Origin of the sequence: Pseudooceanicola nitratireducens (assembly GCF_900109195.1) — a bacterium.
GTDB classification, from domain to species: domain Bacteria; phylum Pseudomonadota; class Alphaproteobacteria; order Rhodobacterales; family Rhodobacteraceae; genus Pseudooceanicola; species Pseudooceanicola nitratireducens.
Genome location: NZ_FNZG01000005.1, coordinates 1 through 23,055 on the forward strand (window position 1 = coordinate 1; position 23,055 = coordinate 23,055).

Sequence of the window (23,055 nt, forward strand, 5' to 3'; positions counted from 1 at the left end):
GGGGGGGGGCTGCTGGTTGAGCGAGCTTTCCCTTAGCTCTTTGGCGCAGGCTTTTGGAAGCCTTTCTGTTCTACCTACGCCAATTAAAATTTCCGCCCGGCGTTTACGCCGGGCAGCGCCGTCCCGCCCCCCTGGGGCGGCGCTTTTGCGCCACCCCGCGTGCCGGACGCTGCCCTATGCGATGACCTCTGAAGCCAGATCGCCGGTTGTGGTGAAGGTGCGCCCCTGGGCTCCGCCCGTGATCAGGCGAAATCGTCCACTAAACGATTTCCGGGATGCCTGATCACCCCCGCGTGCCGGACGCTGCCCTTTTCGGGAAAAGTTCGGGCGTGGCAGCCGCGAGCCGAGGTTCCCAGGGTAACGACCGCTAAAGCTGGTGAGCCGGTTGTGGGGAGGTGTGCCGCAAAGTTGCCGCGCATCCTACACAACAAAAAACACCGCCAACCCGAAGGTCGGCGGCGAAGTCTCGGGAAGTTTGGTGCCCGATCCCGGGAAGGCGCGGTCAATTGAAGTTGAACCGCGGCGCTTCCTTCCGGGTGAACCGGTCGATGGCGTCCTTGTGATACTCAGACGTCAGGCAGATCGACTGGGCCTGCGCCTCCATGTCCAGCAGCGTGTCGCTGTCCAGCTCCAGAGACCGGGCGGAAATCGCCTTGGTCAGGCCATAGGCCGTGCGCGAGGTCTGGGTCATCTGGGCGGCGATCTCCTGAGCGCGGGGCAGCAGGGCCTCGGGGGTGGTGACCTCCATGCAGATGCCGATCTCTTTCGCCTCGGGCGCGTGCACGGTGCGGCCGGTATAGAACATCTCTCGCGCGCGTTGGAGGCCGACCATGCGGGGCAGCGAATAGAATAGGTTCCCGTCCGGCACCGCGCCGACCTTGCAGAAAGACGCGTTGAACGACGCCCGGTCCGAGGCCAGGATGATGTCCCCGGTCAGCGCCAGGCCAAGCCCCGCGCCATAGGCCGGGCCATCCACCGCGACGATCACCGGAACCGGCAGATCGCGTAGCTTCTTCATCCAGGAATGCAGGTGCTTCATCCGGGGGATGATGTCTTCGGCCCCCGAGACCAGACCGGCCTTATGGTTTTCCAGCATCTTCTTCAGGTCGCCGCCGGCGCAGAAGACGCCTTCGGACCCGGTGAAGATGACGGCCTTGACCTGCGCGTCCGTGGACAGGCCGTGGAAGGTGTCATGCAGCGCCTCGCGCATGGCGTCGGACAGGGCGTTGCGCGATTTGGGTTCCGTCATCTCGATCTGGACGACACCCTCGGTGCGGGTGATGCGGATGGGATCGCTCATGCGTTTTGCCTTTCCGTGCGGGCGGCGAGCACGGCGGCCCGGATCGCCTTTTTGTCGATCTTGTTGGTGGGCGACAGCGGCAGCGCGCCGTCCCAGATGGTGACCCCGCGCGGGGCCTTGTAGTCGGCGATCTTCTGGCGACAGAAGGCGATCAGGTCCTCCTCGGACGCCTCCTTGCCGTCATGCAGGGCGACGACTGCATAGACCATTTCCCCCCATTTCTCGTGCGGGACGCCGATGACGGCGGCCTGGGCAACGGCGGGATGCTTGGAGAGCGCATTCTCGGTCTCGATCGGATAGACGTTTTCCCCGCCCGAGATGATCATCTCCTTGGTGCGGCCGACCAGGGTCAGATAGCCGTCTTCGTCCAGGAACCCCGCGTCACCCGTGTGATAGAAGCCGCCGCGCAGCGCCTGGGCGGTGTCCTCGGGGCGGTTCCAATAGCCGTTCATGACCTGAGGGCCGCGGATGATGACCTCTCCGCTCTGGCCGGTCGGCACGGGATTGTCGTTCTCGTCCACGATGCGCACGTCGGCGTAGACCACGGGCTTGCCCACGGTCCCCAGCTTGCCGATCATCGGGTTGCCGGGCATGTGGTCGGCGGGTGTCAGTACCGTCAGCACGGGCGAGGTTTCGGTCATCCCGTAGCCCTGGCAGAAGACGATGCCCGGGATCGCATCAAGTGCGCGTTCCATCAGCGCCAGCGGCATCGGAGAGGCCCCGTAGGTCAGGCATCGAATCGACGAGAAATCGAAATCCGAAAACCGGGGGTGGTCCATGATCATCGCCAGCATGGTCGGCACCAGCGTCATGGTCGTGATGCGCTGATCCTGGATCATGCGCATGGTTTCCTCGACCTCGAACCGGGGCTGGATCACCATGGTCGTGCCATAGGCGATTGCGGTGTAGACGCGGCTGCCGGTGCCCAGGTGGAACAGCGGCCCGGACAGCAGAAGCACGTCGGTGTCGACATAGCCATACAAATGGCCCGAGCCCGTGGCATTCACCAGCAGGTTGGCATGGGACAGCATCACCCCCTTGGGCACACCGGTGGTGCCCGAGGTATAGAAGATGATCATCGTGTCGTTGGAATGGCTGGCCCGGTCGTCAAAGGCATCGTCGGCCACCTTGGGCGTGGCCGCGATCAGCGCATCATACGAAGGTGTGCCGGAAGGCAGGTCTTCGGCCGTGTCGTCCCAATCGGCAAAGATCAGGTGCTTCAGCGACGGGCAGCGGTCCATCAGCGCGGCGGCGCGGGGCACGAAGTGGCGGTCGACCACCAGAACCTGCGGAGTGCAGTCGGCGATGACATCGACCATCTCGTCTTCGGACAGGCGATAGTTCAGCGGCACCAGGATGCCGCCGATGACGCAGGGGACGTAGTACATCTCGACCAGCCAGTGCGAGTTCTGGCCCAGGTAGGCCACGCGGTCGCCGGGCTTCACGCCCTTGTCCGCCAACACCTGGCCCATGGCCTGGATGCGGTCGCGGAACTGGGCATAGGTGAAGTCGCGCCCTTCGAAATGCGTGGCCTTCTTGTCGGGATGCTTGAACGCGTATTTCCGGATCAGGTCGGGGAAGCGGTTCATTTCTTCCCCCCAAGGACAGACCGGCCGATGATCTCGCGCATCACCTCACCGGTGCCGCCGGCGATGCGGCCGACACGGGCATCGGCCCAGGCGCGGGCAATGGGATATTCCCACATGTAGCCATAGCCGCCGAACATCTGCAGCATGGTATCAAGGCACTGGCACAGCGTTTCCGAGGTCAGCATCTTGCCCATGGCAGCGTCCACGGCGTCCAACTCGCCGGCGACGTGCATTTCCAGGCATTTGTCGACGAAGACGCGCATCAGAACGGCCTGGGCCTTGATCTCGGCGATCTTGAAGCGGGTGTTCTGGAAATCACCGATGGTCTGGCCAAAGGCCTTGCGGGTGGTGACGTGATCCACGGTCCAATCCAGCGCGGCCTCGAGCGCGGCAGAGGCGCGGACACATTGCAGCAGACGTTCCTGCGGCAACTGTTCCATCAGCTGGTAGAAGCCGCGCCCTTCGCCGCCCAGCAGGTTGGTCGCGGGCACGCGGACGTTGTCAAAGAACAGCTCGGCCGTGTCCTGGGCCTTCCAGCCGACCTTATCCAGCAGCTTTTCCCCCTTGGTGAAGCCGGGCGTGTCCGCCGGCACCAGGATCAGCGAGGTGCCCTTGGCCCCCAGTTTCGGGTCGGTCTTGCAGGCCAGGACCAGGATATCGCAGTTGCCGCCATTGGTGATGAACACCTTCTGGCCGTTGATGACGAAATCATCGCCGTCCCGCACCGCGGTGGTCTTGATACCCTGTACGTCGGATCCGGCGGCGGGTTCGGTCATGGCGATGGCGCCGATCGCCTCGCCCCGGGCCATCTTGGGCAGCCATTCCTTCTTGATCTCTTCCGACCCGTAGTGAAGCAGATAGGGCGCGACGATGTCGGAATGCAGCGAAAAGCCTGGCCCCATGGCCCCGGCGGCGGACAGTTCTTCCATCACCACCATAGAGAACAGGAAATCCGCACCGGCCCCGCCGTATTCCTCGGGCATGGCGGCGCAGAGCAGCCCGTTTTCGCCGGCCTTCTTCCAGGCCTCGCGGCTGACGCGGCCGTCTTTTTCCCACTGCGCATGATGCGGCGTGATCTCGGCCTCGACAAAGCGGCGGACCTGATCGCGGAACATCTCGTGGTCTTCGTTGTAAATGGTGCGCTTGAACATGCGGGTCTCCTCCAATCCCTGCCGACTCCACCTCGGCGTGTTGAGGTCTTCATAATTAGCTTGCAATTAATTATCAAGCTAATTACATACGACAGGGAATTGACGAGGAGGAGACATTCCATGCTGGAAGGCAAGGCAGTCATCGTGACGGGCGCGGGCCGGGGAATCGGCCGCGACATCGCATTGATGATGGCGTCGCGTGGCGCAAAAGTCATCGTGAACGATCTGGGCGGTGCCGCCGATGGTGACGGGGCGGATGCGACCCCGGCGCAAGAGGTGGTGAACGAAATCAAGGCCGCCGGAGGCGAGGCCGTCGCGAACTTTGGCAACGTGGCCAAGATCGAAGACGCCAACGCGATGTACGAACAGTCCATGGACGAATTCGGCACCATCGACGTGGTGGTCAACAACGCGGGTATCCTGCGTGACGTCATCTTCCACAAGATGACCGAACAGGAATGGGACAGCGTCATCGCCGTGCACCTGAAGGGCAGCTTCAACATGGCGCAGGCCGTGGCCAAGCAGTTCAAGATGCAGGCCTCGGGCTGTTTCCTGAACTTCACCTCGACCTCCGGGCTGATCGGCAACTTTGGCCAGGCGAACTATTCCGCCGCCAAGATGGGCATCGTTGGCCTGTCGAAGTCGCTGGCGCTGGACATGGCGCGTTTCAACGTGCGGTCGAACTGCATCGCGCCCTTCGCCTGGTCGCGCCTGATCGGCACCATCCCCGCCAAGACCGAGGCCGAGAAGGCCCGTGTCGAGCGCATCAAGGAGATGACGCCGGCCAAGATCGCGCCGCTGTGTGTTGCCCTGGCGGATCCGACCTGCGAAACCACCGGTCAGATCTTCTGCATCCGCAACAACGAGATCTTCCTGATGTCGCAGCCGCGTCCGATCCGGTCGGTGCACCGTTCGGAAGGCTGGACCCCGGAGACCGTGCGCGATCATGCGATCCCGGCGATGAAGGCCAGTTTCCACGAACTGGAACGCTCGGGCGACGTTTTCAGCTGGGATCCGATCTAAGGATTAGACCTTTGGGTCTGGCGAAACTATGCTGTTCCATGGTCTGCCACGGCGGGCCATGGGATCAGATTTCGGAAGGGAAACGCAGTCTTGGGCGATACGGTCAAGGATAAGCCGGTGAAGGTGTCTCTGGGCGAGGATTACAATCCTCTCTATCAGGACATTGCGAGGTTTCGGGCAATCATGTTCGACAGTCTGCTGAAGCCGCATGACATGACCATGTCGCAGGGCTGGGTCCTGGTGCATCTGCTGCGCGAGAACGGACTGCGCCAGTCCGAACTGGCCGAGAGGCTGGAGGTGGCGACCGTGACCACCTCGAAGCTGATCGACCGGCTCGAGGCGCGCGGCTACGTCGAACGGCGCACCGACCCCGAAGATCGCCGCTCCAACCGTGTGTTTGCCACCGACCAGGCCAAGGCCATCGTCAAGATCATGACCAAGACGATCTATGACGTGGACGAGATTGCCAATGTCGGGATCGAACAGGCGGATCTGGAGACCACCGGAAAGGTGCTGAGCCGCATGCGCGACAACCTGCGCGCGGCCCTGGCCAACCGCTAGACCTTCTATCGATAGACGCGTCCCGGTCCGCCGGGGCGTGCCCAATCAGACAAAAGGATGACGCGATGCCGATGGACGCATCCGCGCCCCCGCTTGCGGGGCTGCGCATCATTGAATTTGCCGGGATCGGACCGGGCCCCTTTGCGGGCATGATGCTGGCCGACATGGGGGCCGAGATCATCCGTATCGAACGCCCCGGCGCGTCGTCTCCGACCGCGCAGGGCGACTATGGTCTGGATTTCATGGCGCGCGGCCGCAAGTCGCTGGCACTGAACCTCAAGGCCCCCGGCGCGGTCGAGCTGGCATTGCAGCTGATCGAAACCGCCGACGGGCTGATTGAAGGCTTCCGCCCCGGCGTTATGGAGCGTCTGGGCCTGGGCCCCGACATCTGTCGCGCCCGCAATCCGCGCCTGGTCTATGGCCGCATGACGGGCTGGGGCCAGGACGGTCCGATCGCCCATACCGCCGGGCACGACCTGAACTACATCGCGCTGACCGGCGCGCTTTGGGCCAGCGGCGAGGCGGGGCAGAAACCGTCCTTCCCGCTGAACCTGCTGGGCGATTTCGGCGGCGGCGGCATGTTCCTGGCCTTCGGCATGGTCACGGGGATGCTCAAGGCCGCGCGATCGGGGCAGGGCGACGTGGTGGATGCCGCGATCGTCGACGGCACCTCGGCCCTGATGACGATGATCTATTCGCGCCGCGCCATGGGCGTCTGGCAGGATGAACGCCAGTCCAATGCGCTGGACGGTGGCGTGCCCTGGTACGGGGTCTACGAATGCGCCGACGGCGGCTGGATCACCATCGGATCGCTGGAGCCGCAGTTCTGGGCCGTTCTGCTGAACAAGCTGAACCTGACCGAGGCCGACCTGGGCGACCGCAAGGACCGCAGCACCTGGCCCGCCATGCGCGCCAAGTTCACCCAGATCTTCAAGGCCCAGCCCCGCGATCACTGGGTCGCGCTGCTGCAGGACACCGACGCCTGTTTCGCCCCTGTGCTCAGCCCGGCCGAAGCGGCGGCGCATCCGCACAACCAGGCGCGCGGCATCTTTACCGGAACCCAGGACCCGCAGCCCATGCCCGCCCCGCGCTTTGCCACGTCGCAGACACCGCTGCCCGACAGGCCGCCGGTGCCCGGCGCGCACAGCCGCCAGGTCCTGGAAGAGGCCGGGATCGGCCCGGACGACATCGACACCTATTTCCGCGAAGGCACGGTGTCCTGAGCGACGCCGACAAGGGGGAGGAGACCCACCAATGACCATGCCCGCCGTCATGAAGAACCTGCGCATTCCGCTGATCGGAAGCCCGCTGTTCATCATCTCGACACCCGAACTGGTGACCGCACAATGCAAGGCCGGCGTCGTCGGCAGTTTCCCGGCGCTGAACGCCCGCGAAAAGGACGGCCAGTCGCTGGACGAATGGCTGACCCGGATCAAGGACGACCTGGCGCGCTATGACGACGCGAACCCGGACCGTCCCTCGGCCCCGTTTGCGGTCAACCAGATCGTGCACAAGTCCAACACCCGGCTGGAACGCGACGTGGAGCTGTGCGTGAAGCACAAGGTGCCGGTCTGGATCACGTCCCTCGGGGCGCAGAAGTGGGTCTATGACGCGGCGCATTCCTGTGGCGCGGTGGTGCTGCACGACGTGATCAACGACCGCTTCGCCCACAAGGCGATCGAAAAGGGGGCCGACGGTCTGATCGCCGTTGCCGCCGGCGCGGGTGGCCACGCGGGCGCGCAGTCGCCGCTTGCGCTGATCCAGGAGATCCGCGAATGGTTCGACGGGCCGCTGTTCCTGTCCGGTGCCATCGCCAAGGGGGATTCGATCCTGGCCGCGCTGGCCATGGGGGCGGACGGCGGTTACGCTGGCACCGCCTTCATCGCCACGGAAGAGGCGAACGCCGTTCCCGGCTACAAGCAGATGATCACCGAACACGGCGCATCCGACATCGTCTATTCCAACCTCTTCACCGGGGTCTGGGGGAATTACCTGAAACCCTCGATCGCGGCGGCGGGCATGGACCCCGACGCGCTTGAGATGTCGGACCCCAGCAAGATGAGCTTTGCGGAAAACCGTGAAAAACCAAAGTCCTGGAAAGAGATCTGGGGGTCGGGCCAGGGCATCGGCGCGGTCAAGTCCACCGTGACCACCGCCCAGCTGGTCGACCGCCTGGAAGCCGAGTTCATCGCCGCGCAAGAACGGCTGAACGCCACGCTCGCCGCCCGCTAAGGCGGCGGCGGCCACCGGTGCAGACGGGGGAGAGTCTGCACAATTAGATTGCTAGATAACTATTATCTTGCTATGCAAATCGAAGGAGGATCGGACAAAAGTCCGACGATAGGGAGGAAGACAATGAAGACATTTACCAAGAATATCCTGGCTGCGGCCTCGGTTTCGGTGATGGCTCTGGCGGCCCAGGCGGAAACCACGCTGATCGCCAACGAACCCGGGCCGAACCGGGGCGTGCGCGCCAAGGCCGTCAGCTATATCGCTGAACAGATCACCGAACGCACCGGCGGCGAAGTGAAGGTCGAACAGAACTGGGGCGGTGCCCTGTTCAAGACCAACGCCGCGCTGCAGTCGCTTGGCCTGGGCGTGGCCGACATGGGCGTCATCATCGGGGCCTATTCCGCATCGGAATTCCCGGAGCTGCAGATGGCCGGCCTTCAGCTGAAGCCCGCGCATCCCTGGGTGATGATGCAGGCGATGTACGAACTGTTCACCACCAATGAAAAGGTCCAGGCCCGCCTGGACGAGATGAACGTCGAATACATCCTGACCTTCTCGCTGACGCCGGGCATCCTGGTCTGTTCCGGTGACGGTATCCGCAAGCTGTCGGATGCGCCGGGCACGAAGATCGCGCACACCGGCTCCTCGACCGACATCTTCGGCGAACTGGGCGGCAACCTTGTCTCGATGCCGATCTACGACGTCTACCAGGGCATGGAAACCGGCCTGGTCGAATGTTCGGTGTCCTACGCCTACTACACCGTGGCGTCCAAGCTGAATGAGCTGATCGACACGATCACCGACATGCGCTTTTCCTCGCTGGCCAGCCTTGCGACCGTCGTCAACAAGGATACCTTCAACAGCCTGACGCCCGAGCAGCAGGAAATCATCCGCCAGGTCGGTCGTGACACGATGGACTACTACGCCGAGCAACTGGCCGAGGCCGACATCGCGGCGATGAAGACCCTGACCGAAGGCGAAGGCGCGGCCGAGCTGGTCGAGCTGCCCGAAGAGGACTATGCCCGCATGTCCGAACTGTTCCAGCCCTCGATCGAGAACTGGAAGGCCGACATGGCTGCTGTCGGCATGGACGGTGACGCCCTGATGGCCGAGCTGTACGAGCTGATCGACAAGTGGACCGCCGTGATGGAGACCGAAGGTCTTCCCTGGGAACGCGGCTGATCCCTGATCTTCCGGCCCGGCCGCGCCCTGCGTGCCGGGCCGATTTCCAAAACTCTCCGACAAAACGGACCCGACCATGAAACGCATCGAGCATCTTCTCGATACGGTGGCGGCCATTGCCATCGTGTTGCTGTGCATCCTGATCACGGCCAATATCGTCGCCCGCGAGGTCATCCAGACCGGCGTGCCCGACATCATCATCATGGTGCAGGAACTGATGATCCCCGCGATCCTGTTCCCGCTGGCCGGGGCCACCGCAGCCCGCGCCCATATCGCCATCGAAGTGATCGCCAACCTCTTTCCCGCCGCCCTGAACCGGTGGATCGCGGTCTTCGCGGCCCTGATCGGGGTTGTCATCGCCTCGGCCCTGCTGCTGGCCGGCTGGATGGAGTTCTGGAAAACCTTCAATTCCAACGCGCATTACGGCGGCGTCTTCATGTGGCCCAAGTGGCCGGGTCGCGCGCTGTTCGTCATCGCCATCGCCTTCTTTGAAATTCGGCTGATCCACGTTCTCTGGGTCGATCTTCGCGCTGCCCTTTCGGGCAAGCCCGCCCCCGAAAAGCTTTAGGCCGAAAGGACAGTTACAATGGATCTGGCTACCGTCGGATATATCTCCTGCGCCGTCGTCATCTTTCTGCTGGCGATCCGTGTGCCCATCTCGTTCGCGATCGGTGGCGTTGCCGTCGTCGCAATCTTCACCGTCTTTGCCTTCCGCACCGGCACCTTCATGCCCGAGCGCGCCTTCTGGACCACGCTGTCGCTGTCGTTCTCGTCCAGTTTTGACCTGGTGCACAGCTATGACCTGTCGATGATCCCGCTGTTCATCGCGCTTGGTCACGTCGCCTACAAGGCCGGCATCACCACCGAGATCTACGAGGCCGCGCGCGTCTGGCTGGCCCGTCTTCCCGGCGGTGTCGCCATCGCGTCGGTCGCGGGCTGTGGCGGCTTCTCGGCGATCTCGGGGTCATCGATCGCCTGTGCCTCGACCATGGGGCGGATCTGTACGCCGGAAATGCTGCGGCTGAACTACGACCCGCGCCTGGCCACGGCATCCGTGGCGGCGGGCGGCACCCTGGGGTCGCTGATCCCGCCGTCGGTGCTGTTCATCATCTACGGCATCTTCACCGAAAGCTCGATCAGCCAGCTGTTCCTGGCGGGTTTCCTTCCGGGCGTCATCTCGATGCTGGGCTATACGCTGGTCATCGTGCTCTGGGTCAAGCAACGCCCCGAGATCGCGCCGCGCCCGACCGAGGTCACGCCGATGAACGAACGCATCACCGCCGCGCTGCGCTGCTGGCCCGCGGTCCTGCTGTTCGTCGTCGTCATCGGCGGCATCTATGGCGGCATCTTCACCGCGACCGAGGCGGCGGCGATTTCGCTGATGTTCGCCACGATCCTGGGTGTCTCGCGCCGGCTGATCCGCCTGCGCGACGTGATCCCGCTGCTGCGCGAAACCATGGAGACCACCGGCGCGATCTTCTTCATCGCGGCCTGTGCCAAGATCTTCGTCGCTCTGATCGCCCTGACCGGCCTGTCGAATTCGCTGGTCGGCCTGCTGGACAACGCGGCCATCGGTCCGGTCGTCTTCCTGATCATGGTCTGTGTGATCTACCTGGTGCTGGGCATGTTCCTGGACCCGGTCGGCATCATGGTCCTGACCCTGCCGCTGATGATCCCGATGGTGGAAAGCTACGACATGAACCTGATCTGGTTCGGCGTGGTCATCGTCAAGCTGCTTGAGATCGGGTTGATCACCCCGCCCGTCGGCCTGAACGTCTTTGTCCTGGCCGGTGTGCTGGAAGGCAAGGTCGAGATCGGCAAGATCTTCTCGGGTCTGTGGCGGTTCCTGGGCATCGACCTGGTGGTGCTGACCCTGCTGGTCGCCATCCCCTGGCTGTCGCTTGCCATCCCGATGTCAATGAACTGAGGTCTGATCCATGATCCGCTTTACCCCGCCCGCGATCGACAATGAAATCCTGCTGAACTTCGGGGCCGAGGTCGCGTCAAACGCGGCCCGGCTGGGCGACAAGCCCGCCGTGATCGTCTCGGGCCGCACGGTCAGCTGGGCCGACTTCGGCGTGATGGTGGCACAGGTCACCGGAAAGCTGCGGGCACAGGGCATCGGGCGGGGCGGCTTTGTCGCCTCGCTTGCCGAAAACTCGCTTGAGAACGTGGTGCTGTATTGCGCCGTCCTGTCGGCAGGGGCCTGCATGGTGCCGCTGCCCTTCTCGGCCACCGGCGCGGCGCTGACCCGCATGGTCGAGGACAGCGGCGCGTCGATGGTCTTTGCCTCTCCGACGCAGTTGGAGGTCGCGCAGGGCCTGGGTGCGAAACAGGTCTATCCGCTGGCCGATCTTCTGGATTGGGCGGCGGATGCGGAACCGGCGGTTCCGGCGCAGATCGCGCCGGGGGACCTGTTCAACATCATCTACAGCTCGGGCACGACCGGCCTGCCCAAGGGGATCATCCACGACCACCAGTTCCGGTCGCGACAGCTGGCCCGGATCACGCGCTTTGGTCTGACCGAAAACGCCCGGATGATCATCTCGACCCCGATCTATTCCAACACGACGCTGTTCGCGATGCTGCCCACGCTTCTGCTGGGCGCGACGCTGATCGTCATGCCCAAGTTCAACACGGTCGAATTCCTCAAGCTCTCGCAAGAGCTGGCACCGACCCACGCCACGCTGGTGCCGGTGCAATACATGCGCCTGCTGGCGGAACCCACCTTCGACGACTATGACCTGAGCAGCTATGAGATGAAGTTCTGCACCTCGGCCCCGCTGCCGGGATCGCTGATCGCGAAGATCATGGACCGCTGGCCCGGCAACCTGATCGAGGTCTACGGCATGACCGAGGGCGGGATTTCCACCGCGCTGAACTGCCGCGAGTTTCCCGACAAGTGGGACACCGTCGGCCGCGCCGGCGAAGGCTGCGACATGCGGGTGATCGACGAGCAGGGCAAGGAACTGCCCGCCGGGGAATTCGGTGAAATCGTCGGCCGTGCGCCTTCGATGATGCCCGCCTATCACAACGCCGACGAGAAGACGCGCGAACTGCTGTGGACCGATGGCGAGGGCCGCCAGTACATCCGCTCGGGTGACATGGGCCGGATCGACGAAGACGGCTTCCTGCACCTGATGGACCGCAAGAAGGACATGATCATCTCGGGCGGGTTCAACATCTATGCCGCCGACCTGGAAGCCGTGCTGCGCAGCCACCCCGATGTCACCGACACCGCCGTGATCGCCATTCCAAGCGACGTCTGGGGCGAAACGCCCCTGGGCTTCGTGGTGCTGGCCGAAAACGCCGGATCGACCCCGGAAGGGGTCTGCGCCTGGGCCAACGACCAACTGGGCAAGACGCAGCGCCTGTCCAAGGTCATCGCCATGGACGAGCTGCCGCGCAGCGAAATCGGCAAGATCCTGAAGAAGGACCTGCGCGCCCCCTACTGGGACGCGTAGGGCGCAACCGCCACGTTGTCGATCAGGCGCACGCCGTCCAGCCAGGCCGCCAGGAACAGGCGGGCCGGGCGGTCGGCGTGGGTCATCAGCTTCAGGTCCGGATCGCCGCGCAGCTCGAGGTAGTCAACCTCGCCCATGCCGGCCCGGGCCAGGTCTTCGCGGGCGCGGGCGAGGGTCTCTTCGGCCGGTTGACCGGCGCTCATCGACGCGGCCGCCCGGTCCAGAACGCGTCCGATTACCGGGGCCGTCGCGCGGGCGCTGTCATCCAGGCGCAGGTTGCGCGAGGACATGGCCAGCCCGTCGTCTTCGCGCACGGTCGGGCAGCCGACGATGCGGGTCTTCAGGTCCAGATCCAGGGCCAAGCGGGTCACCACCTGCAGCTGCTGATAATCCTTTTCCCCGAAATAGGCGCGGTCGGCGTCGGTTTGCAGGAACAGCTTGGTCACCACCGTGGCCACCCCGTCGAAATGCCCCGGGCGCGCCCCGCCGCACAGGCCTTCGCTGACGCCGGTCACCGACACGGTCGTGGCAAAGCCTTCGGGGTACATCTGCGCGCCATCGGGCACATAAAGGATATCCGCGCCATAGGGCGTCAGCTTTTCGGCATCGCTGTCTTCGGTCCTTGGGTATTTCGCCAGATCCTCGGGGTTGTTGAACTGCTTGGGGTTCACGAACAGCGTCACGATCACCCGGTCGTTTTCGGCGCAGGCCCGTTCCACCAGGGACAGGTGCCCGGCATGCAGCGCGCCCATGGTGGGCACGACGCCGATGGTTTCTCCGGCGCGGCGCCAGCTTTCGGTCAGGGCGCGCAGGTCTGCCTTGGTGCGGATGATCTTCATGTGCCCGGTTCCTCCTGGGAAAAGACATGTTCGGGGGCGGGGAAGCTGCGGGCGCGGACCTCTTCCGCGTAGGTGCGGATGGCGGTGCGCGCATCGCTGGCCAGATCGCCATAGCGTTTCACGAACTTCGGCTTGAAGGCGTCGAACAGGCCCAGCATGTCGTCGATCACAAGGATCTGCCCGTCACAGCCCGCGGACGCCCCGATGCCGACCGTGGGGATGGCGATTTCGGATGTGATTTGATCCGCCAGCGCGGCGGGCACCTTTTCCAGCACGACTGAAAACGCCCCGGCGCGGGTCACCGCACGGGCGTCTTCCAGGATCCGGTCCGCATCCGCGCCGCGCCCCTGCACCCTGTAGCCGCCAAGCGCGTTCACCGCCTGCGGTGTCAGGCCGATATGCGCCATGACGGGGATGCCGCGATCGACGATAAAGCGGATCGTGTCCTCCATATGCGCGCCGCCTTCCAGCTTGACCGCGCCGGCCCCGGTTTCGGCCATCAGCCGGGCGGCATTGCGAAAGGCCTGGGCGGGGGATTCCTCGTAACTGCCGAAGGGCATGTCGATGACCATCAGCGCGCGGCTCAGGCCCCGGGCGACGGCGCTGCCATGCAGCACCATCATCTCCATCGTCACGCCAAGGGTCGAGGGCAGCCCATGCAGCACCATGCCGACGCTGTCACCGACCAGAACCAGATCGCAGTCTGCATCCGCCAGCTGGGCCACGGGGGTCGTATAGGCCGTCAGGCAGACCAGCGGATCGGACCCCTTGCGCGCACGGATGTCGGACGCGGTCAGGCTGCGTTGCGGGGCGGATTGGCTCATGTCGGTCCTCCTCAGACAGGCTTCCGAGGGGATACCTGTTTGGGGCTCTTTTCGCAAGTGCAGCGCAATATTATTACGTTTGCCTATACGAAAAAGTCATATCCGTGCGCGGCGGATTGCCGGGTCAGAAATCCAGCCCAAGGTCCAGGACCTGCGCCGAATGGGTCAGCGCCCCGGACGAGATATAGTCGACCCCCGTCGCCGCGACCTCGGCGATGCGGGCCAGCTTCATGTTGCCCGAGGCTTCGAGAACTACGCGCCCGGCGGTCATTTCAACCGCTTTCACAAGGGTTTGCGTGTCCATATTGTCCAGAAGGACGACATCTGCGCCGCCCTCCTCCAGCACCTCGGCCAGTTGGTCCAGGCGGTCGACTTCGATTTCGCAGCGGATCATGTGAGAGGCTTGGGCCTTCACCGATTGCAGCACGGGGCGGATGCCCCCGGCGGCGGCGATGTGATTGTCCTTGATCAGAATGGCGTCGGACAGGCTGAAGCGGTGGTTGAATCCGCCGCCATGCAGCACGGCCTGTTTTTCGACGATCCGCAGCCCCGGCGTGGTCTTGCGGGTGCAGGTCACGCGGGTGTCGGTGCCGCGTGTCTCGGCCACGAAGGCGGCGGTCAGCGTGGCGATCCCAGACATGCGCCCGGCAAAGTTCAGCGCGACCCGTTCGCCCGACAGGATCGACGCCGCGTCGCCCGTGATCTCCATCAGCAGGTCGCCGGGCGCGATCACGTCGCCATCGGCCTTGTGCGCGGTGATCTTCAGCGCGGGATCCACCAGCCGGAAGGCCAGCGCGGCGATCTGCAGGCCCGACACGACGCCCGGTTCGCGCGCATTCAGACGCGCGGAATAGGTGGTGCCAGCAGGAATGACCGTGCGGGTGGTGATGTCGCCATAGGTGCCCAGATCCTCCATCAGCGCGGCGCGGACGAGCGGTTCAAGGATCAGGTCGGGCAGGGGGGCCGATTTTGCACGGGGGCTCATGCCGGTTCCTTTCGGGTCGTGGTCGCGCGGATCGCCAGCGCGTCGTTCAGGGTCATCAGCGACCGGGTGCCGGTTGCGCCGTCGGGCTGGGGAAAGTCCGACCGGAAATGCGCGCCCCGGCTTTCACGGCGCAGCAGCGCGGCGGCGGCAATCAGGGTGGCGGTGGTGGTCATGTTCTTTAGCGTCTCGCACCCGGGTTGCGCGGCTTCGATCGCGGCGATCTGTGCCAGCGTCCGGGTCAGGCCATCCGCCGTGCGGATGACGCCGGCACCATCGGTCATCGCCTGCCGCAACCGGGTGACCAGCGCGGGGTCGGGCGTTTCGGCGGCGGGAAGGTCGGGCAGGGTGACGGGGGCGGTATCCGTGGGCACGGGCAGGGCGGCATCGATCGCCAGCGCACAGCGGCGGCCATAGACCAGAGCCTCGAGCAGCCCGTTCGAGGCAAGACGGTTCGCGCCGTGCAACCCGGTCGAGGCGACCTCTCCACAGGCCCAGAGGCCGGGCAGGGTGGAGGCCCCGTCGGCATCCGTCGCCACGCCGCCCATGTGGTAATGCGCGGCGGCGGCCACGGGGATCACCTGCGTCACCGGGTCCAGCCCCGCCTGTTGGCAGGCGGCGGCGACGGCTGGGAAATCGGTCAGGATCTTCGCGCCCAATGCCGCGCGGGTGTCCAGCGCGGGGGCGAGACCTGCCTGCGTCTGGGCATAGACGGCGCGGGCGACGATATCGCGGGGGGCCAGTTCGGCATCGGGATGCGCGTCCAGCATGAAGCGATCGCCATCGCGGTTGACCAGTACGGCCCCTTCGCCGCGCAGCGCCTCGGTCGCGAGCGGCGCGGGGTCAATGCCGCAGGCCATGGCGGTCGGGTGAAACTGCACGAATTCCGCATCGGCGATCTGCGCCCCGGCGCGGGCGGCCATGCCGATCACCTGCCCCCGGATGCGCGGCGGATTGGTCGTCAGCGCATAAAGCCCGCCCGAACCGCCCCCGGCCAGAAGAACGGCGGTGCCGCGTAGTGTGATGCTGGCGCTTTGGCCCTGATCGCAGCGGGCGACGGCCACACCGGTGACATGGCCCTGAGCAACCTCAAGCCCCGTGGCCATCACGCCTTCGAGCACCTGGATATGGTCCGCCTCGCGCACCTGAACGGTTAGGGCGCGCATGATCTCGGCCCCGGCCTGATCGCCCTGCACCCGGACCACGCGGGCGAAACTATGCGCCGCTTCGCGCGACAGAACATAGGATCCGTCAGCGGTACGGTCGAATGGCGTGCCCAGCCCGGTCAGGTCAAGGATGTGATCGCGCGCCTCGGCGGTGACGGACACCGCCACGCCCGGATCGACGGTGCCGGCGCCTGCGGTGACGGTATCGCGGGCATGGGCATCGGCGCTGTCGGCCGGGTCCATCGCCGCGGCCACGCCACCCTGCGCCCAGGCCGAGGACGCGCCCGTCCCCAAAGCCTCGGGAGAGATCATCAGCACGGGCCGCGGGACCAGTTTCAGCGCCGCATATTGCGCCGCCAGCCCCGCGCCGACGATGATGACCCGACCCGTTTCGATCGGCGTGTCGATCGGGGTCATGGCCCTAGCCGGCCATCTTGGCAGACAGGTCGATCATGCGCTGAACGGCGACGCGGGCCTTGTCGGCGACCTCCGGGTCGACCTCGACCGCGCCTTCCATCGTGTGCAGTGACCACAGCACCTTTTCCAGCGTGATCTTCTTCATGTAGGGGCACATGTTGCAGGGGCCGACAAAATCCACATCCGGCAGCGCGTCCGAGATATTCGAGGCCATCGAACATTCCGTCACCAGCATCGCCTTTTCCGGGCGCTGCTGTGTCACATAGTCGATGATCCCGCTGGTCGAACCTGAGAAATCGGCCTCGGCCACGACATCCGGCGGGCATTCGGGATGCGCGATGATCCGAGTGCCCGGGTTCCATTCGCGGAAGTCCTTCAGGTCCTGCGCGGTGTATTGTTCGTGCACGATGCAGGCCCCGTCCCACCACACGATGTTCTTTTCCGGCACCAGGTTGGCGATGTTCTGCGCCAGGTACTTGTCCGGCGTCATGATGACGGTGTCCGCGTCCAGCCCGCGCACGATCTGCACCGCGTTGGACGAGGTGCAGCAGATGTCGGACGCCGCCTTCACCTCGGCCGTGGTGTTCACATAGGTCACCACCGGAGCGCCGGGATATTTGGCGCGCATCTGGGCGATGCCCTCGGCGGTGATGCTTTCGGCCAGGGAACAGCCCGCTTCCATGTCGGGGATCAGCACCGTTTTCGACGGGTTCAGGATCTTTGACGTTTCAGCCATGAAATGCACGCCGCACTGGACGATCACGTCAGCCTGTACCTTGGTCGCCTCGATCGCCAGCTGAAGGCTGTCGCCAACCACGTCCGCGATGCCGTGGTAGATCTCGGGCGTCATGTAGTTATGCGCCAGGATAACCGCGTTGCGTTCCTTTTTCAGCTTGTTGATCGCCGCGACATAGGGGGCGTAGATCGCCCAGTCGGGGGGCGTCACGACACGGTCCATCCGGGCGAAAATGTCAGCATTTGCCTGGGCGATGTCGGTGGAAGGAGAGAGATCGTAGTGATCGGCGAGTTCGGCGCGCAGCGCGATCTGGTCGAGCAAGTGAGCGGTCCTCAGATGATGTCGAACCACCCCCGGCAGGGCGGTCGGGTTCGCAGCCCCGCTAGGGCCGTCACCTCCGCGTTACATATGGACTGGCGGGGGGGATGACAAGCGCGCAAAGCCGGTCTTTCCGTGGATTTCCGACCAAAAGCGCCGCTTTGCGTGCTGAAAGCGACGCGAATGTCGCGATTGCCTTCCCTTGGGTCAATTGGGCCGGATCATGTCTGCGCTAACAGTCCGGGACCTGCGCGGGGCGGGCTGGAATGCCCGCCTGGGCCGTTGACTAACCGGAATGATCCCGCCGGGACGAGGCATAGCGTTCCGACGCGTCATAATAGTCGTCAAAACCGATCCGGCGTCGCAATTCGACGAAATCCATCTGGCCGGGGCGTTCGTCCTGACGCATGTGGCGCAGGGTCGTCACCATGGCCTGCATGGCCGAGGCCATGACCGACAGCGGATAGGCGGCGATCGAAAAGCCGATGTCGTGCAGGGCGGCATTGGGCAGGTCCGGGGTCGCCCCGCCTTCGACGATATTGGCCATCTTGGGGCCGGGCAGGTTGGCGCAGACCTCGCGCATTTCGGCCTCGCTTTGCGGGGCTTCGACAAACAGGATATCGGCCCCCAGTTCGGCGAATGTCTCGGCCCGGGCGATGGCCTCGGACAGGCCATGATCGTGGCGGGCATCGGTGCGGGCCAGGATCAGGATGTCGCCGCCGCTTTCGCGCAGTTCCGCCCGCAGGTCGACGGCGGCGCGGATGCGGTCGAAGGCTTCGTCACGGCCGACAACCGCCTTGCCGGGTGTATGGCCGCAGCGCTTCGGGGCCAGCTGATCCTCGATCATGACCGAGGCCGCGCCGGCCCGGGCGAAGCCCTGCACCGTCCGCCGCACGTTCATCGCATTGCCATAACCGGTGTCGCCGTCGCCAATCACGGGGATGTCCACCGCGTCGGCGATGTTGCGCAGCTGGTCGGCGACCTCGCCATAGCTCATCAGGCCCAGGTCCGGGGCCCCGATGCGGCTGGCCGAGGCGGCAAAGCCGGACATGAATGTCAGCTCGTAGCCTTCCTGCGCGATCAGCTTGGCCGAAAGCGCGTCGAAACAGCAGGGCATGATATGGCAGCGATCCTGCGCAAGAAGATCGCGCAGGCGGGAAGCTTGGGTCATCGGGTCACCATTTGAAGGGGATATAAAGCGCCAGATCCGGCCAGGCGAACAGCACGGCCACACACAGCAGCATGAGAAGAAGGAAGGGCCAGACCCCGCGCGCCACCTGCGACAGCGACACGCGTGCCACCGCCTGGATGACATACAGGTTCAGCCCCACGGGCGGGGTGATCAGGGCGCATTCCACCATGATCACCATGAAGATGCCGAACCAGATCGGATCGAAGCCAAGCGCCATGGCCGCAGGAAGCAGCACGGGCGTCATGATCAGGATCATCGACAGCGTTTCAAACACCAGCCCCATGATCAGAAGCACCGCCGAGACCAGCAGGATGAAGGTCAGCGATCCGTCGATATTGGCAGCGATGAAGGCCGAGATGTCCTGCGGGATCCGGTACAGCGCGATCGCCTTGCCGAAGACCTTGGCCCCGGCGATGATCAGCAGGATGGCGGCGGTGGTCACGGCGCTGTCGCGCACCGCTTCCCAGAACCCCCGCCAGGTCAGCGACCGCAGTACCAGGCCGGTGATCACCAGGGCGGCGGCAAATCCCACGGCCGAGGCCTCGGTCGGGGTGAAGGTGCCAGAGTAGAGCCCGACCACGATCAGCAGCGCCAGCGCCAGCGACGGCAGCGCGCGAAGCGAGGCCTCGCCGCGTTCCGACCAGCTGGCCTTGGGCATCGGCGTATAGCTGTCGGACACCCGCGCGTAGATCATCGAATAGACAACGAACATGCCGACCAGCAGAAGGCCCGGACCGATCCCGGCCAGGAACAGCGCGATCACCGATTCCTCGGCCACGAAGCCGAAGACGATCATCGGGATCGACGGCGGGATCAGGATGCCAAGCGTGCCGCCCGCCGCCAGAAGCCCGTAGACAAAGCGCCGGTCATAGCCGCGACTGACCATTTCCGGGATGGCGACGGTGCCGATGGTGGCCGCCGTCGCGACCGAGGAACCCGAGATCGCCGCGAACAGCCCGCAGCTGAGGATCGTCGCCACCGCAAGGCCGCCGGGCCAGTGTCCGACCCAGGCCTGCACGGCCCCGAACAGGTCCCGCCCCACGCCGCCCTTGAGCAGAACATTGGACATCAGAAGGAACAGCGGCACCGCCAGCAGGATGAACCCGTCCAGCGTCGACAGGATCGACTGCGGGGCCATCAGCGGGGAAAAGCCGCCGAACACCAGCATGCCAAGGCCCAGCCCGCCCAGGGCAAAGGCCACCGGCACGCCGATCAGAAGAAGCGCGAAGAGGATCGCGAGAATGGCAAGGATGGTCATTCGTGGCTGCTCCCCAAGGATGCGACATGTGTGGTGCGCAGGCGGATCAGTTCGACCAGCGCCTGTGCGGTCAGCAGGGCAAAGCCCACGGGCACCGAAAGCTCGGCCACCCAGGCGGGCAGGTTCAGCAGCGATCCGGTTGTCCGGCCGCGCACGAAGCTTTCATGGAAGATGTCCCAGCCCCAGATCGTCACCACCACCGAGAAGGCGATGATGACGCAAAGCGACAGCAGCACGCAGATCCGCTGCGCGGCGGGCGGCAGAAGGTTCGTCACCGCGTTCACCGTGATGTGCTGGCGCAGGCTCAGCACCCAGCCCATGGCCAGAAGGCAGCCCCAGATCAGGCAAAGCTGGCTCAGCTCGGCCGCCCAGATCGTGGGTTTCAGGAAGAAATAGCGCGCGATCACCTCGTAGGTCAGCATCGCGCCGGTCGCCGCCAATAGGCATGCGCCGAGGATCCCCGCCATGCGGGACAGTGAGACGATGAATGTCATGGGGCCACCCGTCGGGCGACCCGTCGCCGGGCCGCCCGTTGCTAGAGGTCAGGTTACTGCTGGGCTGCGTCCAGCACCGTCTTGCCGGCTTCCCCGGCCGAGGCCAGGTAGGCGTCGTAGACCGGCTGCGACACGGCTTTCCACTGTGCCAGGTCATCCTCGCTCAGCTCGACCACCGTCATGCCGTTTTCCTTGGCGGCGGCATAGGCCTCGGCCTCGATCTCGGACATGCGGTCACGCACGGTGTCCTGGGCCACGCGGGCGGCATCGCTGATATGGCCGCGGATTTCATCGGACAGGCCGTTCCACCAGTCGGTGTTCACCACGACGACGAATTCGATATCGGCATGGTTGGTCACGGTGATCGTGTCCATCACCTCCCACAGCTTGCGCGACTTCACGCCCGAAACGCCGGTCATGCCCACGTCGACCGTGCCGCGCTGATAGGCCAGGTACTGCTCGGATCCCGAAACCAGCGTCGGTGCACCCCCGGCAGCGGTGACGAAATCACCCAGGGTCTTGCCGAAGACTCGGACCTTCTTGCCCTTGAGGTCGGCGGGCGTTTTGATCGGGCCGCCCTTGGACAGCATGATCGCGCCGCCATAGGCCTGCCAGAACAGGATCTGCCCGCCGGTCTTGGCGACCTCGGCCTCGATCGTGGTGCGCACGGGGGATCCTTCGGCCACCGCGGCGCGCACCTTGTCTTCCGAGTTCAGCAGGAACGGCATGTAGAAGACGTCCACCACCGGCGCGTCGCCCACATAGCGGGTCAGAGAGGCCACGCCGGCCTCGATCGCGCCGGAGCCGACGGCGGCGGGCACTTCCTTGTCCTTGTACAGCGTGGCGCTGTCGTAGATCTCGACGTCGATGGCTCCTCCGGTGCGCTCTTCGACCTCCTTCTCGAAAAGCGACAGGTTCTGGCCAAGGTGGCTTTTCAGCGGCAGCTGAAGCGAGATCCGCATCTTCTCGGTCGCGCTGGCCCCCGTGGCAAAGCCCGTAGCCATGAGTGCAAGGCCCAGAGCGGCCCCCAGGATCGGTTTGTTCATGATGTCCTCCCATTATTAGTAAGCTAAGCTTACCCAGGGGCAGGCATCTGACAACAGTTTTGTGACCGATCGGTCAATGATTTTTTCCAAAACGAAAGGCGGGGAGGGGGCCTAGCTGATCGCGCCCTCGTCACGCAGGCGGCGGATGCGGTCGGTGTCATAGCCGATCTCGGCCAGCACATCGTCGGTATCCAGGCGGTTCTGGAACATCTCGGGCGGGACCGTGGGGCTGCGGGAATACCGCGGGGCCGGACCGGGCTGCACGATGCCGCCCGCGGTGGTGAAGGTCCCGCGCACGGTGTTGTGGGGGTGATCGGGGGCTTCGGTCAGCGACAGGACGGGGGCATAGCAGGCGTCCGATCCCATCAGCAGCTCATCCCATTCGTCACGCGTGCGGGTCCTGAAGATCCGGGTCAGCCCGTCGCGCATCTGGTCCCAGTCCCCGGCCTCCATCTGCCGGGCATAGGCGGGGTCGTCGGTCAGACCCAGAAGATCGAGCAGGCGGGCGTAGAACTGCGGTTCGATCGCCCCGATCGAGACGAATTTGCCATCCTTCGTCTCGTAGGTGTCATAGAAATGCGCGCCGCCATCCAGAAGGTTCACGCCCCGGTCGTCCTGCCAGATGCCGATCTGGCGGAAGGTCTGGATCATCGCGGTCAGCAGGGCGGAACCATCGGTCATCGCCGCATCGACCACCTGGCCTTCGCCGGTGGCCTTGGCGTGGTGCAGCGCGGCCAGCATGCCGAAGGCCAGCACCATGCCGCCGCCGCCGAAATCCCCGAACAGGTTCAGCGGCACCACCGGTTTCTCGCCCTTGCGGCCGACCCCGTGCAGCGCGCCCGAGATGGCGATATAGTTCAGGTCATGCCCGGCCATATGGGCCATGGGCCCGGTCTGGCCCCAGCCGGTCATGCGCCCGATCACCAGCCGTGGATTGGCGGCATGCAGGACATCCGGGCCAAGCCCCAGCCGTTCGATCACCCCGGGGCGGAACCCTTCGATCAGCCCGTCGGCCTTGCGCACCAGGTCCAGCAGCACCTCTTGCGAGGCGGGGTTCTTCAGGTCCAGTTCGATCGTCTTGCGCGACCGCAGCAGGATGTCCTTGTCCGGTGCCACCTCGGGGCCGGCCTTGCCCGATCCGATGCGTTCGATGCGGATCACCTCTGCCCCGTGATCGGCCAGCATCATGCCAGCAAAGGGGCCCGGGCCGATGCCCGCCAGTTCGATGATGCGGAGGCCGGAAAGCGGGGGACGGGACATGGCGGTTCCTTCGGGGTCGGA

21 protein-coding genes are annotated in these 23,055 nt (G+C 65.0%); 8 read left to right on the plus strand and 13 right to left on the minus strand.

Annotation, left to right across the window (positions count from 1 at the left end; all coding sequences use genetic code 11):
* Window positions 1-502 precede the first annotated feature (502 nt).
* From BMX99_RS16440 to BMX99_RS16450, 3 genes are read right to left on the minus strand one after another with little or no spacing between them, the layout of a single operon-like run.
* Window positions 503-1,300: an enoyl-CoA hydratase/isomerase family protein gene (locus BMX99_RS16440; RefSeq protein ID WP_093454438.1), complete on the minus strand. Its 798-nt coding sequence runs from the start codon at window positions 1,298-1,300 to the stop codon at window positions 503-505.
* On the minus strand, window positions 1,297-2,889 hold the full coding sequence (locus BMX99_RS16445; protein WP_093454441.1) for a long-chain-fatty-acid--CoA ligase: 1,593 nt from the start codon (window positions 2,887-2,889) through the stop codon (window positions 1,297-1,299). The genes BMX99_RS16440 and BMX99_RS16445 overlap by 4 nt, the downstream gene beginning before the upstream one ends.
* The gene (locus BMX99_RS16450; RefSeq protein ID WP_093454444.1) at window positions 2,886-4,040 is read right to left on the minus strand and encodes an acyl-CoA dehydrogenase family protein; all 1,155 of its coding nucleotides are present in this window, start codon (window positions 4,038-4,040) and stop codon (window positions 2,886-2,888) included. Before BMX99_RS16450 ends, BMX99_RS16445 begins: the two co-directional genes overlap by 4 nt.
* A 120-nt stretch (window positions 4,041-4,160) precedes the next feature.
* On the opposite strand from BMX99_RS16450, the gene BMX99_RS16455 reads away from it, so the two are divergent.
* From BMX99_RS16455 to BMX99_RS16490, 8 genes are all read left to right on the plus strand, one after another.
* Window positions 4,161-5,063 (plus strand): SDR family NAD(P)-dependent oxidoreductase, encoded by a 903-nt coding sequence (locus BMX99_RS16455; RefSeq protein ID WP_093454447.1) that lies wholly within the window; start codon window positions 4,161-4,163, stop codon window positions 5,061-5,063.
* Window positions 5,064-5,180: 117 nt separating this feature from the next.
* Window positions 5,181-5,624 carry a MarR family winged helix-turn-helix transcriptional regulator gene (locus BMX99_RS16460; protein ID WP_244525660.1) on the plus strand — a complete coding sequence of 148 codons (444 nt, stop codon included), beginning with the start codon at window positions 5,181-5,183 and terminating at the stop codon, window positions 5,622-5,624.
* A gap of 65 nt (window positions 5,625-5,689) precedes the next feature.
* A complete protein-coding gene (locus BMX99_RS16465; RefSeq protein WP_093454449.1) occupies window positions 5,690-6,847 on the plus strand; it encodes a CaiB/BaiF CoA transferase family protein in 1,158 nt (385 codons plus the stop codon).
* Between the two features lie 31 nt (window positions 6,848-6,878).
* The gene (locus tag BMX99_RS16470) at window positions 6,879-7,856 is read left to right on the plus strand and encodes an NAD(P)H-dependent flavin oxidoreductase (RefSeq protein ID WP_093454451.1); all 978 of its coding nucleotides are present in this window, start codon (window positions 6,879-6,881) and stop codon (window positions 7,854-7,856) included.
* Between the two features lie 123 nt (window positions 7,857-7,979).
* A complete protein-coding gene (locus BMX99_RS16475) occupies window positions 7,980-9,038 on the plus strand; it encodes a C4-dicarboxylate TRAP transporter substrate-binding protein (RefSeq protein WP_170848847.1) in 1,059 nt (352 codons plus the stop codon).
* 76 nt (window positions 9,039-9,114) lie between these two features.
* Complete coding sequence (locus tag BMX99_RS16480; RefSeq protein ID WP_093454456.1) at window positions 9,115-9,606, plus strand: TRAP transporter small permease; 492 nt, start codon at window positions 9,115-9,117, stop codon at window positions 9,604-9,606.
* Window positions 9,607-9,624: 18 nt separating this feature from the next.
* Window positions 9,625-10,965 (plus strand): TRAP transporter large permease, encoded by a 1,341-nt coding sequence (locus BMX99_RS16485; protein WP_093454458.1) that lies wholly within the window; start codon window positions 9,625-9,627, stop codon window positions 10,963-10,965.
* Window positions 10,966-10,975: 10 nt separating this feature from the next.
* On the plus strand, window positions 10,976-12,502 hold the full coding sequence (locus tag BMX99_RS16490) for a class I adenylate-forming enzyme family protein (protein ID WP_093454460.1): 1,527 nt from the start codon (window positions 10,976-10,978) through the stop codon (window positions 12,500-12,502).
* Here BMX99_RS16490 and panC read toward each other — a convergent pair.
* From panC to BMX99_RS16540, 10 genes are all read right to left on the minus strand, one after another.
* On the minus strand, window positions 12,487-13,341 hold the full coding sequence (gene panC, locus BMX99_RS16495) for a pantoate--beta-alanine ligase (RefSeq protein WP_093454462.1): 855 nt from the start codon (window positions 13,339-13,341) through the stop codon (window positions 12,487-12,489). The two genes, BMX99_RS16490 and panC, sit on opposite strands and share 16 nt — an antisense overlap.
* Window positions 13,338-14,165 (minus strand): 3-methyl-2-oxobutanoate hydroxymethyltransferase, encoded by an 828-nt coding sequence (panB, locus tag BMX99_RS16500; RefSeq protein ID WP_093454464.1) that lies wholly within the window; start codon window positions 14,163-14,165, stop codon window positions 13,338-13,340. Before panB ends, panC begins: the two co-directional genes overlap by 4 nt.
* Before the next feature lie 124 nt (window positions 14,166-14,289).
* Window positions 14,290-15,150: a carboxylating nicotinate-nucleotide diphosphorylase gene (gene nadC / locus BMX99_RS16505; protein WP_093454466.1), complete on the minus strand. Its 861-nt coding sequence runs from the start codon at window positions 15,148-15,150 to the stop codon at window positions 14,290-14,292.
* Window positions 15,147-16,730, minus strand: coding sequence for an L-aspartate oxidase (locus BMX99_RS16510; protein ID WP_093454468.1), 1,584 nt, complete (start codon window positions 16,728-16,730; stop codon window positions 15,147-15,149). The genes nadC and BMX99_RS16510 overlap by 4 nt, the downstream gene beginning before the upstream one ends.
* Window positions 16,731-16,734: 4 nt before the next feature.
* The gene (gene nadA, locus BMX99_RS16515) at window positions 16,735-17,787 is read right to left on the minus strand and encodes a quinolinate synthase NadA (RefSeq protein ID WP_093454470.1); all 1,053 of its coding nucleotides are present in this window, start codon (window positions 17,785-17,787) and stop codon (window positions 16,735-16,737) included.
* A gap of 283 nt (window positions 17,788-18,070) precedes the next feature.
* Window positions 18,071-18,955, minus strand: coding sequence for an isocitrate lyase/PEP mutase family protein (locus BMX99_RS16520; protein WP_093454472.1), 885 nt, complete (start codon window positions 18,953-18,955; stop codon window positions 18,071-18,073).
* A 4-nt stretch (window positions 18,956-18,959) separates the two neighbouring features.
* Window positions 18,960-20,234 (minus strand): TRAP transporter large permease, encoded by a 1,275-nt coding sequence (locus BMX99_RS16525; RefSeq protein WP_093454474.1) that lies wholly within the window; start codon window positions 20,232-20,234, stop codon window positions 18,960-18,962.
* Entirely contained in the window at window positions 20,231-20,728 is a 498-nt protein-coding gene (locus BMX99_RS16530; protein WP_093454476.1) for a TRAP transporter small permease, read from the minus strand. The genes BMX99_RS16525 and BMX99_RS16530 overlap by 4 nt, the downstream gene beginning before the upstream one ends.
* Window positions 20,729-20,781: 53 nt before the next feature.
* Entirely contained in the window at window positions 20,782-21,774 is a 993-nt protein-coding gene (locus BMX99_RS16535) for a TRAP transporter substrate-binding protein (protein WP_170848846.1), read from the minus strand.
* A gap of 111 nt (window positions 21,775-21,885) precedes the next feature.
* A complete protein-coding gene (locus tag BMX99_RS16540) occupies window positions 21,886-23,034 on the minus strand; it encodes a CaiB/BaiF CoA transferase family protein (RefSeq protein WP_093454478.1) in 1,149 nt (382 codons plus the stop codon).
* Between the last annotated feature and the right edge of the window lie 21 nt (window positions 23,035-23,055).